15 protein-coding genes and 1 tRNA gene are annotated in these 15,633 nt (G+C 44.2%); 3 read left to right on the forward strand and 13 right to left on the reverse strand.

What is annotated here, in order from left to right; genetic code table 11:
• The first annotated feature begins 519 nt into the window (after nt 1-519).
• Entirely contained in the window at nt 520-756 is a 237-nt protein-coding gene (locus IT781_RS10630) for a hypothetical protein (RefSeq protein WP_194970137.1), read from the forward strand.
• Nucleotides 757-966: 210 nt separating this feature from the next.
• On the opposite strand, the gene IT781_RS10635 is transcribed toward IT781_RS10630, so the two are convergent.
• The 12 genes from IT781_RS10635 to IT781_RS10690 all read right to left on the reverse strand — a co-directional run bounded on the left by IT781_RS10635 (nt 967) and on the right by IT781_RS10690 (nt 14,724).
• Nucleotides 967-2,259 (reverse strand): adenylosuccinate synthase, encoded by a 1,293-nt coding sequence (locus tag IT781_RS10635; RefSeq protein WP_194970138.1) that lies wholly within the window; start codon nt 2,257-2,259, stop codon nt 967-969.
• 13 nt (nt 2,260-2,272) lie between these two features.
• Nucleotides 2,273-3,463 carry an ATP phosphoribosyltransferase regulatory subunit gene (locus IT781_RS10640; protein WP_194970139.1) on the reverse strand — a complete coding sequence of 397 codons (1,191 nt, stop codon included), beginning with the start codon at nt 3,461-3,463 and terminating at the stop codon, nt 2,273-2,275.
• 102 nt (nt 3,464-3,565) lie between these two features.
• The gene (gene hflC / locus IT781_RS10645; RefSeq protein ID WP_194970140.1) at nt 3,566-4,423 is read right to left on the reverse strand and encodes a protease modulator HflC; all 858 of its coding nucleotides are present in this window, start codon (nt 4,421-4,423) and stop codon (nt 3,566-3,568) included.
• On the reverse strand, nt 4,420-5,619 hold the full coding sequence (gene hflK / locus IT781_RS10650) for an FtsH protease activity modulator HflK (protein WP_194970141.1): 1,200 nt from the start codon (nt 5,617-5,619) through the stop codon (nt 4,420-4,422). The genes hflC and hflK overlap by 4 nt, the downstream gene beginning before the upstream one ends.
• A gap of 175 nt (nt 5,620-5,794) precedes the next feature.
• Entirely contained in the window at nt 5,795-7,060 is a 1,266-nt protein-coding gene (hflX, locus tag IT781_RS10655) for a ribosome rescue GTPase HflX (RefSeq protein ID WP_194970142.1), read from the reverse strand.
• 89 nt (nt 7,061-7,149) lie between these two features.
• On the reverse strand, nt 7,150-7,389 hold the full coding sequence (hfq, locus tag IT781_RS10660; protein ID WP_020160432.1) for an RNA chaperone Hfq: 240 nt from the start codon (nt 7,387-7,389) through the stop codon (nt 7,150-7,152).
• 1,032 nt (nt 7,390-8,421) lie between these two features.
• Nucleotides 8,422-9,195, reverse strand: a complete 774-nt coding sequence (locus IT781_RS10665; RefSeq protein ID WP_194970143.1) for an alpha/beta fold hydrolase — start codon at nt 9,193-9,195, stop codon at nt 8,422-8,424.
• Complete coding sequence (locus IT781_RS10670; RefSeq protein WP_194970185.1) at nt 9,195-9,911, reverse strand: DUF445 domain-containing protein; 717 nt, start codon at nt 9,909-9,911, stop codon at nt 9,195-9,197. The genes IT781_RS10665 and IT781_RS10670 overlap by 1 nt, the downstream gene beginning before the upstream one ends.
• 244 nt (nt 9,912-10,155) lie before the next feature.
• Nucleotides 10,156-11,337, reverse strand: a complete 1,182-nt coding sequence (locus tag IT781_RS10675; protein WP_194970144.1) for an NAD(P)/FAD-dependent oxidoreductase — start codon at nt 11,335-11,337, stop codon at nt 10,156-10,158.
• Between the two features lie 117 nt (nt 11,338-11,454).
• Nucleotides 11,455-11,769, reverse strand: coding sequence for a hypothetical protein (locus IT781_RS10680; RefSeq protein WP_194970145.1), 315 nt, complete (start codon nt 11,767-11,769; stop codon nt 11,455-11,457).
• 18 nt (nt 11,770-11,787) lie between these two features.
• Nucleotides 11,788-13,875 (reverse strand): V-type H(+)-translocating pyrophosphatase, encoded by a 2,088-nt coding sequence (locus IT781_RS10685; protein ID WP_194970146.1) that lies wholly within the window; start codon nt 13,873-13,875, stop codon nt 11,788-11,790.
• Between the two features lie 378 nt (nt 13,876-14,253).
• Nucleotides 14,254-14,724 (reverse strand): host attachment protein, encoded by a 471-nt coding sequence (locus tag IT781_RS10690; protein ID WP_194970147.1) that lies wholly within the window; start codon nt 14,722-14,724, stop codon nt 14,254-14,256.
• A 275-nt stretch (nt 14,725-14,999) separates the two neighbouring features.
• Here IT781_RS10690 and IT781_RS10695 point away from each other — a divergent pair, with 275 nt between their 5' ends.
• Complete coding sequence (locus tag IT781_RS10695; RefSeq protein WP_194970148.1) at nt 15,000-15,182, forward strand: hypothetical protein; 183 nt, start codon at nt 15,000-15,002, stop codon at nt 15,180-15,182.
• Complete coding sequence (locus IT781_RS10700) at nt 15,182-15,424, forward strand: hypothetical protein (RefSeq protein WP_194970149.1); 243 nt, start codon at nt 15,182-15,184, stop codon at nt 15,422-15,424. Before IT781_RS10695 ends, IT781_RS10700 begins: the two co-directional genes overlap by 1 nt.
• A gap of 126 nt (nt 15,425-15,550) precedes the next feature.
• Here the strand turns inward: IT781_RS10700 and IT781_RS10705 are convergent.
• Nucleotides 15,551-15,626, reverse strand: a tRNA-Glu gene (locus IT781_RS10705).
• Between the last annotated feature and the right edge of the window lie 7 nt (nt 15,627-15,633).

The raw sequence follows: 15,633 nt of genomic DNA on the forward strand, positions 1-15,633 counted from the left end.
TCAGGTGCTAGTTGGGGCAACCCAGTGGAGGTTCAAGTCCTCTCCTCGGCACCATCACTTTTTAAGAATATCAGAAACTTGCGCTTTTTACCTTAAGCTCGCAATTGAAAGCGTATTCTATTTATCACATGCTAGATAACGCGCAAAAGTTCTGTTTTGGCCTTGCCGAATGCTTTGATATCATCCCAGCTTTCCACCCATGCAGATGGCTGCATATATGCAGAACTTCCAGCATCGAATGCAATTTCCTACGCTTCGATAAGAAAATCGTCCAATCGACCAAAACCATCTAAAAAATCCATCTCTTACTGTTCCATTAATCAAGTCGCTCAAAACGAAGCACCCCCAGAGCTTAATGAGGCAGCCCCGCTTCCCCATGCTCTAACAATTGACAACACGTGCAGCATATGGTAATCATTAATCATGTGTTAGTATTTTCTAAACACATTTCGTCGTTAGACGTCTCCATCCAAGCATAAGGAAAACATATATCACCGTCTTGCTATTAAGGAAACATATATGTTGTACAACAATATTGGTAAACACACCATTAAAAGTGTAAAAGACTCCGGAAAAATCATTGTCTTAGAGGACAATTCAAAGTGGGAAGTCTATTCCCTTGATAAATTCACATCGAAAATATGGGGCTTCGCAGACAGAGTTACCATCAAACCTGACATCGGCTCTAAATTTAGAATTGAACGTATGGCTAGAAGCGGTAAAGTCGAGAAAGTTAGAGCAACTCTTTTAAATTAACCATTTCCGTCAAAAACTCAACCTAACAAAAAGGCCGCTTATGCGGCCTTTTTCATAATTACCTATTATGATAGCGCTATGCATCTTAAAAATCACTCGTTACAGATGCAGCCCTTCTATTTGTTCTTTGTTCAATAGACATGAATCAAAGGAATTACATGAAGAGAGGAAGACTTATTCATTTCAAGACCTTTTCCCAAAGTCACCAGCTCATGCGAACGGATGCTCCAGAATAATTGTTTCGTCTCTGTCAGGTCCTGTTGACAATATAGCCACCTTAACGCCTACAAGCTCTTCAATTCTCTTGATGTAAGCCTTGGCATTCTCAGGCAGGGCATTAAAGTCGGTTACGCCGGCTGTAGTTTCGTTCCAGCCGGGCATCTCTTCGATAATGGCATGGCATTCTTCATATTGATCCGCGCCTAAAGGGGCTGTTTCAGTAATGTGCCCGTTAAGCTTGTAAGCCGTACATATACCGACTTTTTCCAAACCATCAAGCACATCCAGTTTGGTTAAACAAATTCCGCTTAAACTGTTCATTTTCGCCGATTTACGCATGGAAACCGCATCAAACCAGCCGGTACGGCGTTTACGCCCTGTCGTAGCGCCGAATTCATGCCCTTTTGTACCCAAATGATCACCGTTGCCATCATGCAGTTCAGTCGGAAAAGGACCGTTTCCTACGCGAGTTGAATAAGCTTTGGTAATACCCAGCACGTAATGAAGATCCAGAGGACCGATGCCGGTTCCTGTCGCCGCTCCGCCCGCTGTAGTATTGGACGAGGTGACATAAGGAAAAGTACCATGATCAATATCCAGCAAAGCGCCTTGGGCTCCTTCAAATAATAGATTCTTGCCTTCAGTCTGATATTTGTAGAGTTCCTCACCTACATCCGCCAGCATAGGTTTGATTTGCTCACCCAGCTTTAGCGCCTCATCGAGTGTCTGCTGATAATCTACCGCATCAGCATGATAATAATTAGTCAGCATGAAATTATGATATTCAACCAACTCTTTCAGTTTTTCTGCAAAACGCTTCGGATTCAGCAGATCACCGGCGCGTAATCCCCGCCGAGCCGCCTTGTCCTCATAGGCGGGACCAATGCCGCGGCCTGTCGTACCGATCGCTTTGCTGCCGCGGGCTTTTTCACGCGCCTGATCTATGGCAACGTGTACCGGCAAAATCAGAGTGCAGGCTTCACTGATCAATAGACGGTTTCTGACCGGGATGCCAGCCTTTTCAAGCAATTCAATTTCTTCCATCAAGGCATTCGGCGACAATACCACGCCATTGCCGATCATGCATTGCACATCATCCCGCAGGATGCCGGAAGGAATAAGATGCAGAACGGTTTTCTCCCCCCGTATAACCAGAGTATGACCTGCATTATGTCCGCCTTGAAAACGAACAACCGCTTCCGCCTGATCTGTCAACAGATCAACCAGCTTACCTTTACCTTCATCGCCCCATTGAGTACCGATGACAACGACATTTTTTCCCATAATTATTCCAAACTTAAGCTAAGGCCGTTACGACCCAGTTTTGATTATCTTTTTCTAAAATAGATGTACAACCCAGATCCCCGGCATTTCCAGTTTGACCTGGCAACTGCTGAATGACAATCTGACCTTGTGCGCGTAAATCCCTGATTTTTTCGTTCAGTGCTAAATCATCTAAACAAGGAGCGAAAATTAGTGTCCGCCGTTCCTTCTGATTGATTTCCTTACTTAATGCCGACAATAATTTCAAATCGGCACTAAACCCTGTTGCCGGACGCGCACGTCCAAAAACAGCGCCGATGTTGTCATAGCGACCGCCTCGAGCGATTTCTCTTCCCAGCGATGGCACGAAAGCCGCAAATACCACACCGGTATGATAATGATACCCTCGCAGTTCCGCTAAATCGAAACTGATCGGCAATGATGGATAAATGCCAGACAGACTTTCCGCGATAGCCTCCAGATCAGCCAAGGCTTGCCTCACATTTCCATTAGCAACTGACAGTATTGTGCGCGCTTTATCAAGAGTTTCCTTGCCACCATTCAGTTCCGGCAATTTAAGAAACATCGCCTTAAGTGCGCTATCAATGGCGAAACCATCCATTAACTCCTGAAGCTCTGGCTTGGCTTTGCGCTGCAATACATCAAATAATGCAGTTTCCTGCACTTCCGTTAATCCTGCCTGTCTCGATAAAGCCCGGTATATGCCCACGTGGCCCAAATCAAGATGAACATTTTGCAGTCCCGTTATGGCCAGCATTTCCAGCATTAAACGAATAACTTCTACATCGCTTTCCTTGCCGGCATGACCGTAAAGCTCGGCGCCAATCTGCATCGGACTTCTGGTTTTCTCCAAAGCATCGCCGCGTGTATGCAGAATAGTTCCCACATAACAAAGACGCGTGGGCCATTCATGTTTGAGATTATGAGCATCTATTCTGGCAACCTGCGGCGTCATATCAGCCCTTACTCCGAGCATTTCACCGCTAATCTGATCCGTCAGTTTAAAAGTTTGCAGTTCCAGATCATGCCCTGAACCAGTCAACAGCGAGTCCAGATAATCTATAAACGGAGGGATAACTTGCTCATAGCCCCAGCAAGCAAACGTATCTAATATTTTACGGCGTAAGCTTTCAAGATGCTTGGCATCTTCCGGCAAAATCTCATCAATGCCGTCTGGCAGCAGCCAGGAGTCTTTTTGTTGCATATTTTTGCGTGTCCACTCAAACAAAACGCCCCGCACGAGCGGAGCGTTTCTATATTTTAAAGCAATGTAGTGAATGAACCTACTTCACTAAAACCATCACGGCTATTTTTGCCTCTTAAAGTACTTAAAGAAATCGGAGTCAGGTTCGAGCACCATTATATCCGAGCCTGAGAAAGATCCTCTATAAGCGTTCAAGCTACGGTAAAAAGCAAAGAACTCAGCATCTTGTCCATATGCATTTGCATATATCTCTGCCGATTTCGCATCGCCTTCGCCACGCAGCTTTTCCGCATCGCGGTAAGCATTAGCCAGCGTGACGACCTGTTGCCTGTCTGCATCGGCACGAATTCTCTCCGCAGCTTCCGCACCCTGCGAACGGAATTCGCGAGCAACTCTTTCACGCTCCGCTTCCATTCTGCGAAAAACAGAACTGCTGACTTCGCTAGGCAAATCAATGCGTTTCACCTGGACATCGACAATATCCATACCCAAATTTGCCGCAATAGCTCTGGAATTTTTGATTAGAATTTCACGAATAGCCCGACGATCAGTCGAAACTAATTGCTTGATATCACGTTTACCGAATTCGCCACGGAAGGCATCTTTTATAATTTGATCCAGACGCAGGTTGGCTTGATCTATATCCCCACCTACCACTGTATAAAAAGTGGTTACATCGCCAATTCGCCATTTAACAAAAGAATCAACGATCACATTCTTTTTCTCCGCCGTTAAAAAGCGCTCAGGTTTTGAATCCATAGTCTGGATACGCGCATCGAACTTTTTAACATTGTTAATAAAAGGCATCTTGAAATGAAGTCCGGGCTCGTAATCAGACTTTACGATTTCACCTAACTGGAATTTGATCGCCTTTTCAGTTTCATTAACTGTAAATATGCACATCATGCCGATAAGCAACAGTGCGCCTATGCCTAACAATATTTTATTATTCTGTGTCATTGGCGCCCCCTTGCATCACGACCGCGAGTTGTAGTTCGCAACGCAGGTTGTTCTATTTTAGTTGTCTGTTCAGGCTGTTCTACCGCGCTTTGAGGAGCATGAGGCTGTGAAGCTGGATGCGACTGCTGGATCATCTTATCTATTGGTAAGTAAAGCACATTATTGCCGCCTTTAGTGTCAACCATGACCGTATTTGTTTCATTCAATATGGATTCCATGGATTCAAGATAAAGACGTTGTCTTGTTACTTCGGGCGCTTTTTTGTATTCTGTCAGCAATTTGGAAAAACGATTGGCTTCACCTTCTGCCCGAGCGATAACCTGCTCCTTATAGCCTTCGGCTTCCTGGAGCGCTCTGGCTGCCGCACCACGTGCCTTGGGCACAACGTCATTAGAATAGGCTTCCGCTTCGTTAATTAAACGCTGCTGATCTTCACGCGCTTTAATGGCATCTTCAAATGCGCTTTGAACCTGTTCAGGCGGCTGCGCATCCTGCAGATTGACGCTGGTAACCAGAATGCCGGACTGATAATTGTCCATAATATCCTGTATTTCCTTCTTAATCTGGGCCACAACTTCACTACGGCCTTCCGTCAAGACAAAATCCATTTTGCTGCTACCGACGACCCCGCGCGTCGCGCTCTCCGTAGCCTGTTTCAAAGTAGCTACAGGGTTGGCCACATTAAAGAGAAATTGCTTGGCATCTTTAATCTGATACTGAACAGCCAGGCGAACATCGACGATATTTTCATCCTTGGTCAGCATTAATGCTTCTTTAGGCACCGTTCCAAGAGTCTGCTCGCTACCCGCGCTCCGATAACCAACCTCAATGTAACGCTGCTGCTTAACATTGATAATGTCAACACGCTCAATAGGCGCAGGAAAATGCCAGTTCAAACCCGGCTCAGTGATAACAGTATATTTGCCAAAGCGCGTTTCAACACCCTGGTTCCCTGCATCGACAGTGTAAAAACCGAATAATCCCCATACCAAGACCGCGCCGCCTGCTATCCAAAAACCAAGACCTTTTATTGGACCGCCGGAAGAACCTTCGCCGCCACCTTTACCGCCGCCAAAAATCCTGCCCAATTTTTCTTGCAATGAACGTATCGCTTCATCGAGATCAGGTGGACCCTTTTGGTCACCCCGACCACTCCAAGGGTCTTTCTTATCGCCGCCAGGCTCATTCCAGGACATACATATGCTCCATATGGGATTATTTGTAATTTATTTAATGGTTATTCCGAAGGACATTCAGCCAGCAGCATAGGCCGCCGGCCTAACCTACCCATGCAAATCCTACATTTTTATCCAATTCTGATTGTTTAGCTGGGGAATTATCCTAAAAAAAAACACTTTATACAAACCTAAGCTAAAGTAATTCTTCAATTTCTATTGATTTGAGCAAACCTAAATGCTTCGCATCCATCTCGATAACTAATTCATAGCCGCCGAAATCATCAACTTCCTCTTCAAGTATTTTAGCAACAGCAAATAGTTTAGCTCTCACATCCCCTTGATCAGGCCTCAAATAGCATTTTCTTTTGATTCTGGTGCTTGAAAACATTTCCGCCAGTGCTTGATAAAGAAGATCGACGCCTTCTCCTGTTTCGGCAGACAGCCATACCCGCACGGGATTCCCTGCCTCATCTCGATCAATCCGAGGACTAATATCCGCTAATAAATCAATTTTATTGAAAATCTCCAATTGCCTGATTTCGTTAGCCTCTATATCTTCCAGAACCTGATTAACCTGAATTATAGTCTCATCTCTGTCTTCGGCATTAGCATCAATCACATGCAACAATAAATCTGCTTCACTGGCTTCCTGCAGCGTAGATTTAAATGCGGCAACCAATTCATGCGGCAAATGGCGAATAAACCCAACCGTATCGGCAAGCACTATTTCCGCGCTATTGGGCAATTGACAATTACGTAATGTTGGGTCCAAGGTAGCAAAGAGCTGATCCGCTGCGTAGATATTCGCCCCGGTCAATTTATTAAATAGTGTTGATTTTCCGGCGTTGGTGTACCCCACCAAAGAAACAGACGGAATTTCGGCTTTTTTTCTTTTACTCCGTCCTTGATGCCTTTGCTTTTCAACTTTTCCCAATCGCTGTTGAATCTGCTTAATACGCAAACCCAATAGTCTCCGGTCAGTTTCCAACTGAGTTTCGCCCGGACCACGCAGACCGATACCACCTTTTTGACGCTCCAAATGCGTCCAGCCTCTGACTAGTCGAGTTGATAAATGGCGCAGTTGAGCTAGCTCAACCTGCAACTTCCCTTCAAAAGTTTGTGCGCGCTGGGCAAAGATATCAAGAATCAATCCATTCCTGTCCACCACGCGAACACCTAATGCATTTTCAAGGTTTCTTTCCTGACTAGGTGAAAGCGGATGATTGAATAAAACAATATCTGCAGATTGGCTTTCTATAACATTTTTTAGCTCATCAAGCTTGCCTGTTCCGATAAAATATTTCGGATCAGGACTGCGCCGACTGCCGGTTACCACGTAAACAGGATCTGTCCCGGCCGATTTGGCCAATTCCTTTAATTCTAAAAGATCTTCCTGCCCGGAATGAAGTGTTAGATGAACCAAAATCGCTCGCTCACCTGAGCCAGGACGATCAAACAAGTAAACACTCCAGTACCATATTTATAAAAAGATTGTTATTTTCTTTTGTTTTAATGTTTTTCGGCACCAAGACTTACTCTCTCAAAGAGTTATTCTTCATTAGATTCATTTTCACGTGTTAGCTTTACGGCCTTACTCGGCACAATCGTTGAAATGGCATGCTTGTATACCATTTGGCTGACTGTATTCTTGAGCATAATCACATACTGATCAAATGAATCCACTTTTCCTTGCAATTTAATTCCGTTAACAAGGAAAATTGAAACAGGTGTATGTTCTTTTCTAAGAGTATTTAGAAAATTATCCTGCAAATTCTGACCTTTTGACATCCGGTTTCTCCTTATTATTTTTTATAAAAAAAGCTGCTTAAGACAATTGCAATTACAAGTCATGACAAAAGCTTATGAAATAACTCAAAAATTGCTTCTAGATATTTTAACGCCATTCAGACCGAATTTTCATATATTCCTGCTTTCTCATGCTTAAAAATATAAAAATCCGCATCATTACTAAAATTTGTCCGGTAAATTGATCTCTAACCGTTGTTTTGCCGTATCCGGTAGGTAATCGAGTACTCTCAGCCGGCTTGTCTTTTTCATAAGACTTTATCTGCAAGCTTATAGCCGGAAGCACATTAACCTTCCATACACCCTGAAATCTTATTGCATTGCCAATGCCTGCACCTGGTGCTCATAAGCCTTTACTCTCACAATGACTGCTGACGCTCCGTTTATCCAGTTTAAAATACCCAATAAGCCCAACCGCTACATTTTTGCAGCATTTAATGCAATATTGATGAAAATAATTCCACTGAATTGGTTGCATACATCGATTGCCACTCGTAATCGGGAAAATATCGGCTGATAGACAAATAGCTTTTTGCAGTGCTCAAACGCGCCTATTCTCAGACAATAAAATTCGCTTTTTGTGCAAACCATTTTTTATCAAGATTTCCTGTTATCGTCACCTTTACTGACAAAGACTGTCCATTGTCGTTTACTTTTACTTATGCGATCAGTGTTTTACCGATCTCGAATTTTGCCAATCCGTTTCAATAATTATAGTCTTGGCTCAAAAACAGACTGCAGTTTTAGACATATTGATTGCCCTGTTTTTAACCCAGCCTGACATCCATTGAAAAAAAATTACTATCTGTTGCAACAAGGACCATAATTTTTTGCTGCTGTTTAAGAATTTTTTAGCGCGAACTATGAACTGACTGAAGATACGAATAACTCGTACTCCTTTGCATTAATATAAGGACAGACTCTGCTTTAGATAGAATTGGATGGCGCTTTTAGTGAGGCATTAATTCACAGCCCATCTTTTCGCAGTCAAATGTCTGGCAGATGGTTCCTGTTTTAGTCTGATAAAAAATTCACGACCTGTTCCACAAAGATATCCGGCTGTTGCACATGCACCCAATGCCCCGCATTCGCAATGACATTGGGCGTAGCTTTGGGAAATAACGTAGCAATATCCTCGGATTTGACGTAATTCGAATCTGCACCGGCAATGAACAGTGCCTTTCCGGCGAAAGGCGCCAACGTTCCAGCATCGGGAAAAGCTACTATATTCGGAGCCATCCGGTAAAAAATATCCAGATCTATTCTCCAGCGATACTCGCCATGGTTCAGCACAAGATTTTGCAATAAAAATTGACGATAGCTAAGTTCCGGTATGTCTGCGGCGAGCATGGCTTCCGCCTGCTTACGATTGCTGATTTCATTAAGCGGCAGGGACTTCAGTGCTTGAATGAGAGGGTCAAAACTGTGCTTATAACTGACCGGGGCAATATCAACGACCACCAACTTGTCCACACACTCGGGATAATTAAGCGCAAACCACATCGCAATCTTACCGCCCATGCTATGCCCCAACAAATTGACCTTCTTCATGCCTCGCTGATCGATAAACGACTTAAGATCGGCAGTCATGGAAGGATAATCCATTAATGGATCATGAGGCGACACGCCGTGATTACGCATATCCGGCACATAAACATGAAATTTATCCGACAGCCGGTCCGCCACTTGTCGCCAATTGCGCGAGGAAGCAAAAAAGCCATGCAGAATAATTAACGGACGATCATTCGAACTACCCAATTCTTCAAACGCTAATTCGACAGTTTTCATTATGCAAACCCGAATATGGCGCCCAGCAAGCCGCCAAAGACACCACCCCAAACAACCAGCCACCCCAGATGCTCGCGGATTATCGCCTGAACCATTTCCTTGACTAATTGAGGTGTCAGTTCACTCAATCGTTTATCAATCACAGTTTCAATTTTGCCGACAATGTCCTCGCCGATTTTATGCGCATTCAAGCCCTGCTGCAGCGCTGCCTTAAAGCTGTCGGATTCAACTGTCTCAGTCAATGTATGCTTCATCTTTTCGATAAAAGGCTCTTTTAATGGTGCCAGCGCTTCCGGCCCACCCATCATCATCAGCATGCCGCCAAAAGAAGAGCCCATGATCGACACAACCAGCCCTTCATACACTCTATCATAATCAACCGCGTTCAATAGCGGCTCCAGATTCAATATTTTTTCGCCCTGCTGTTCTTCAGCCTCAATAAAATTCTCAATATTATTGATCGTAAAGAACTGCTGCATCATGAGTTGCTTGATAGAACTCTTAAACTCTTCAAACCGGTTCGGTATTACGCCTGAACCGTATAGATAAGGTACTTTCTCAAATAGCATATGAATGGCCAGCCAGTTGGTAATTGCCCCCGACAGGGCAAAGTAACCAATTGCTCTCACCAGTTCCTGTTGTACGATATAGCCTGTAATAATAATCGCAACAGCAATTAGATTAGTGAGAAAACTTTTATCAATTATTTTTTCCATTGTTTTTAATATAGAGTTGGAAACTTCTCCAACCACTGCTGAAAATTCTAAAATTTTGCTTAAAATGGGATGTGCGGGATCAACTGACGCCAAGTTTTCAACTTAGGCAGTCACCGCCAGAACTTCTGCTTTGAGTTGTCTTTGTTTTTATTATATCAAGGCATTATCAGTCTATGTAATATTGGTGAATTTAGTGATTATAAAATAAGACTGGCCAATACGGCTTTTGGTAGCTTGCCCGTTTCTATACATGCTGCCCTGCGCACCAGGCCGAAGACCATGCCCACTGAAAATTATAGCCGCCCAGCCAACCGGTAACATCCAACACTTCGCCAATAAAGTAAAGCCCTGGCACCGCATTGCTTTCCATTGTTTTAGACGAAATGGCATTACAATCAACCCCGCCACAAGTCACTTCAGCAGTACGATAGCCTTCGGTACCGTTAGGCTTAATGGTCCAGTTATGAATCTGCTCCGAAATCTGTCTAATCTGTTTGTCGGAAAGGTCCTGCAAGAAAAGCTCCAGCATATCCTCAGCAAATAAGCTACTGACCAATCGCTTAGGGAAGTAACCGTCCAGGTACGTCTTCAGCTTGCTTTTGATCTTCTGCAGACGCTTTGATTTCAGATCCGCATCCAGATCCATGCCCGGCAGCAGATTAATCATTATTTCCTCACCAGGGCGCCAATACGATGAAATCTGCAAAACAGCCGGACCACTCAAACCGCGATGCGTAAACAAAATATTTTCACTAAAGCTTCGGCTTTTGTTGCTGATGACGCATGGAACCGCAATCCCCGATAAAACCGAGAATTTAGCTTTATCCTCCGGCTGCAATGTAAACGGCACCAGGCCCGCACGCGTAGGCAGCACTTTGATGCCAAACTGCTGTGCGATTTTATAGCCCAGAGGCGTAGCGCCCATTTTCGAAATGGACAGGCCGCCGGTTGCAACCACCAGTGACTGACAGATATAGTTGCCTTTGTTAGTTTTAAGCTGGAAGCGCTTGTCGATTGCCTGCTCAATGGCGCCTATGCTGGTGTTCAGCTGTATGACTGCGCGGACTTTATCGCATTCCGATAGCAGCATATTGAGAATATCGCGAGCGCTCTCATCACAGAATAACTGACCATGATCTCTTTCATGAAATGGAATACGGTAGCGCCCGACTAAGGCCAGAAAATCCCACTGCGTGTATCGGCTTAGCGCTGATTTGCAAAAATGCGGGTTATGTGAAATGTAATTGTCAGGCCCAACCTCATAATTAGTAAAATTGCAGCGGCCGCCGCCGGACATCAGAATTTTTTTGCCAGCCTTATTGGCGTGATCCAGAACAATGACTTTACGGCCTCTTTTGCCCGCCTCGATCGCGCACATCAAACCTGAAGCCCCCGCGCCTATAATGATCACATCGGCCTCAATCATGACCCGCTCCCACACAAAAGTGGGCAACTATACAACAAATACGCTCATTTTTTAAACATAAAAACCGCTCGTATAACCAAGCTTTTTATACTGGAACTATTGCAGCTCACTAGACCACTAGAAAAGCTCAGGATAACTGTCCGGCTCATGCATGATCTCAGGACCGAGCTCACTGAACTTAAACAGTCTCATAGCACGCTCGCCATTGTAATCGACAACACGCAAATGGTCCGTTTCATATAAATCATGGGTCGCTATATCAAAATGCTTGCCATACCGTTCTTTTGCCAGTTCCAAAGGAATTTCGTGAGCGATGAATTTATAGATGCCTTTACCAGCCAACTTTTCCAGAAACAATTTGTGCTCAACGTCGTCATGCTGCGATAAAACCACCAAAGTACCACTGCCAGAGAATAATAAATAGGCTTTCACAATTGTCCCTCCTCTCCGCTAACTTAATAAAGGAGCAATAACCAGGCTGACAATAGCCATTACATTGATGAGAATATTCATTGATGGACCGGCGGTATCCTTAAAAGGATCACCAACCGTATCTCCGACAACGGCAGACTTATGGGCCTCAGAGCCCTTACCGCCGTGATGGCCTTTTTCAATATACTTCTTGGCATTATCCCAGGCACCGCCTGCGTTCGCCATCATCAGGGCCAACAATACGCAGGAAAGCAACGCACCGCCCAGCATGCCGCCCAGCGCTTCAGGGCCAAGGCCAAAACCGACCACAGGCGGTGCGGCAATGGCAATCGTTCCCGGTAAAATCATTTTCTTAAGCGCCGCCTTGGTCGCTATATCGATACAGGTTGCCGTATCCGGATCGGCATTCCCTTCCAGCAGACCGGGAATTTCGCGAAATTGTCGGCGAATTTCCTTGATCATCTCGAATGCGGCATCGCCAACCGCTGTCATTGTGATCGAGGCAATAATGTAAGGCAGCATGCCGCCGATAAAAAGACCGATCAGCACCTCTGGATTATTTAAATTCAACTGGAAATTTTCGACGCGAACGCTAACAGTTTCAACATAAGCCGTGATAATCGCCAATGCCGCCAATGCGGCGGCACCGATGGCAAAACCCTTGCCGATTGCAGCTGTAGTATTGCCCACTTCATCAAGAGAGTCTGTAATCGCACGCGTTTTAGGTCCCAGCCCGGCCATCTCGGCAATGCCGCCGGCGTTATCAGCAACGGGGCCATAGGCATCAATCGCCATGGTAATGCCCACGGTTGCCAGCATGCCCACTGCCGCAATGCCAACGCCGTATAAACCCACCAGAGAGCTGCTGACCAAAATGACTGCACAAATTGTCACCACCGGTATGACGACGGATTCCATCCCTACAGCCAGACCCGTGATCATCACTGTAGCCGGCCCGGTTTCCCCCGATTCAGCAATTCGATGAACCGGTTTACTAGCCGTGTAATATTCAGTCACCAGCCCAATCACGACTCCCCCTGCCGCACCAGCCAATACGGCTAATGCGACTTTTAAACTAATCCCCATAACGGCTACAACCAGAAAAGCTGTCAAAATAAACAGAATGGATGCGCCCAATGTACCGCTGCGCAAGGCCAATTCAGGCTTTTCGCTGGCATTTAATTTGAGTTCCATCAAAGGTTTAGCAAGAAATCCCAAAACTTCATGCCTCAGAAGCACTTCAATCTGTTTATTGCCTGCCTGATGCACTAAGGCGATACCCGCTATGGAACAGATCAGTCCTGTAGAAGATAAAGCCAACGGCAAAAACATCAGATCCTCACGCAACCCCAGAGGATCGATAATTTCAGCCGCCATAGAACCGGCCATGGCAATGGTGGCAATCATCGCTCCACAATAGGACTCAAAAATATCTGATCCCATGCCGGCCACATCGCCGACGTTATCACCGACATTGTCAGCAATAACGCCTGGGTTACGCGGATCATCTTCAGGGATGCCGATTTCGATTTTACCTACCAAATCAGCTCCGACGTCAGCAGATTTGGTAAATATTCCACCACCTACGCGAGAAAATAAGGCAACAGTTGAAGCTCCCATGCCAAATCCGTGAATCGCATGAGCTGTTTCTGCATCACCGCCAAAAAATAAGTAGAGCGAGCCCAATCCAAGCAGACCTAAAGAAGCTACGGCTAAGCCCATTACGGAACCGCCAAAAAAGGCGACCGATAATGCAGCGGACATACCGTCTTCATAAGCAGCGGTAGTTGTTCTGACATTGGCTCTAGTGGCGGTGAACATACCAAGAAAACCAGCTAACCCCGACGTTATTGCACCAACAATAAAAGACAATGTTGTCATCCAGCCCAGCGAAAAAAACAGCAGCACCACTATTACACCTGCAAATAGGCTCAGCATCACATATTCGCGCCGCATAAAAACCATAGCCCCCAGATGAATCTGATGCGCAATTTTGGTGACCCGCTCACTGCCTTCGCGATAACGCATTACCTTGAGGAAAATTATAAAAGCGGCCAGCAGCCCAAACAGCCCAAATAACGGCGGAATAAAAGTTGTTTGCATCATCTGTATTCCCCATTTTTTATTATTAATCCATTCGATATTAGATAATCAGCATTACCAAATAATTATTTTTCATCAATTAAAAATTACTGATTCTTTATGACACCCTACTTTAAGCTGCTCTATCAGTTATAAGCAAAAAATTAGTATTAAAAGCCGCTTTAACCATTTGTGTGTGAGATATAAACATTAAGTCATATAAATAAATATTTTTCTTGCTTATTATTTATATATTTACTATTAAAAAAATTTATAACTCATTTTTTTCATTTATAAATGATTTAATCTAAGCAAAGCTAATTGGGGAACCTTTTTTGATTTTCTAGAACTAAAATTCAGTAATCAAACAGCGATTCACTACTCCCGTTCGTTCCAACTTGATCATAAGCTCTGGGTCGGCAAGTACATAGGAAGATGCGCTCGAATATCAGCAGCACTGTGTGTAGTAATGGATTTATCGAGCTCTAAGCAAACCATTTTTTTTACCTGCTCCGAAAAATTGTTACGAAGCATCCCCAAAAACTTAGGCTCTGCAATAACTACTAATTGCTCAAACTTATTTTCACTACGGGCCTTCTCCAAATGCTGAGCAATGGAATGAGCAAAATTGTCGATTTCGTGTTTTTTGGGATCACTGGACGGACTATAATTATGCCCTTCTACGTTACTCCCACTTCCTGTACCACCTGAATACCGCATTCCTCCTGACAGATCAGAGGTTATTTCCCTATCATGCAGACGGCCTTCTGTATGGGCAATATCTTCAAGTTCTTCTAAAGGTGAAGAAGGCGTATCGGCGGTAAATATTCGCGCCCGACTACTATCAGCAACAAGTATCCAGAATGATTTCATGGTTATTTCCTCTAGTAAGAAATTATCCAATTGACCATTCAACATTATTCTCTATTACTAAAAATATCTATACGTATGCTTACATAGAGCTATTTACCCAATGACCATGTGATCTATTATTTTCTAAGTGTTTATACTTAAGTTATTACACCAATACCTTTACATTTGATGTTACGTTATAAATACTTAAAAAATTAAAATGGTTATATAGAGACATTTGAAGTGATTCTGAGTGTGAGTTTCTTTAGCCATTCGACGAAAACTGGAGAGATAAGATGGCTGCCTCTTGCACTAATGAAACGCTTCATGCCCTGCAGCAAAGTACTATCGAAAGCGACAAGGACCTATGGAAATATCAGAATATGATTGTTGAACCTGGTTATACTGAATTAGCAATCATCTATGATACAAATGAAAAGCTCATGCCTAATAAAGCGACTTTAAGCCATAACTTCTAATGACTATGCAATATTTCATTATTGTCGCTTTAACGTGTATTACAATACTTGTCAGTTCGCAGGCATCAGAACTTCCAAAAGACAAGAGGCAAAATCAAACAATACAACAAAAAAATTTTACCGCTGAAGCCCTCGCTCAAAATCCGCAGCTTGAAACTTATTTCAACGAAGGCCAATGTCAGTCATGTCATAGCATCAAGCAGTTAAAGGGATTTTTCGCTGAAACTGAGCGAGAAAAATAACTTGGCATGGCTCCATTGCGAGCGTTATAGGCAAATAAGAATATGCCGAAACCGCACTTTAGAAAGCCAAATAAATAGCGGGCATAAAAAAAGGGCTATCCAATACAAGATAGCCCTTCTATTATATGGCGTCCCCAGGGGGGTTCGAACCCCCGTTACCGCCGTGAAAGGGCGGTGTCCTAGGCCACTAGACGATGGGGACTAAAACG

The organism is Methylobacter sp. BlB1, assembly GCF_015476545.1.
Taxonomy (GTDB): Bacteria; Pseudomonadota; Gammaproteobacteria; order Methylococcales; family Methylomonadaceae; genus Methylobacter.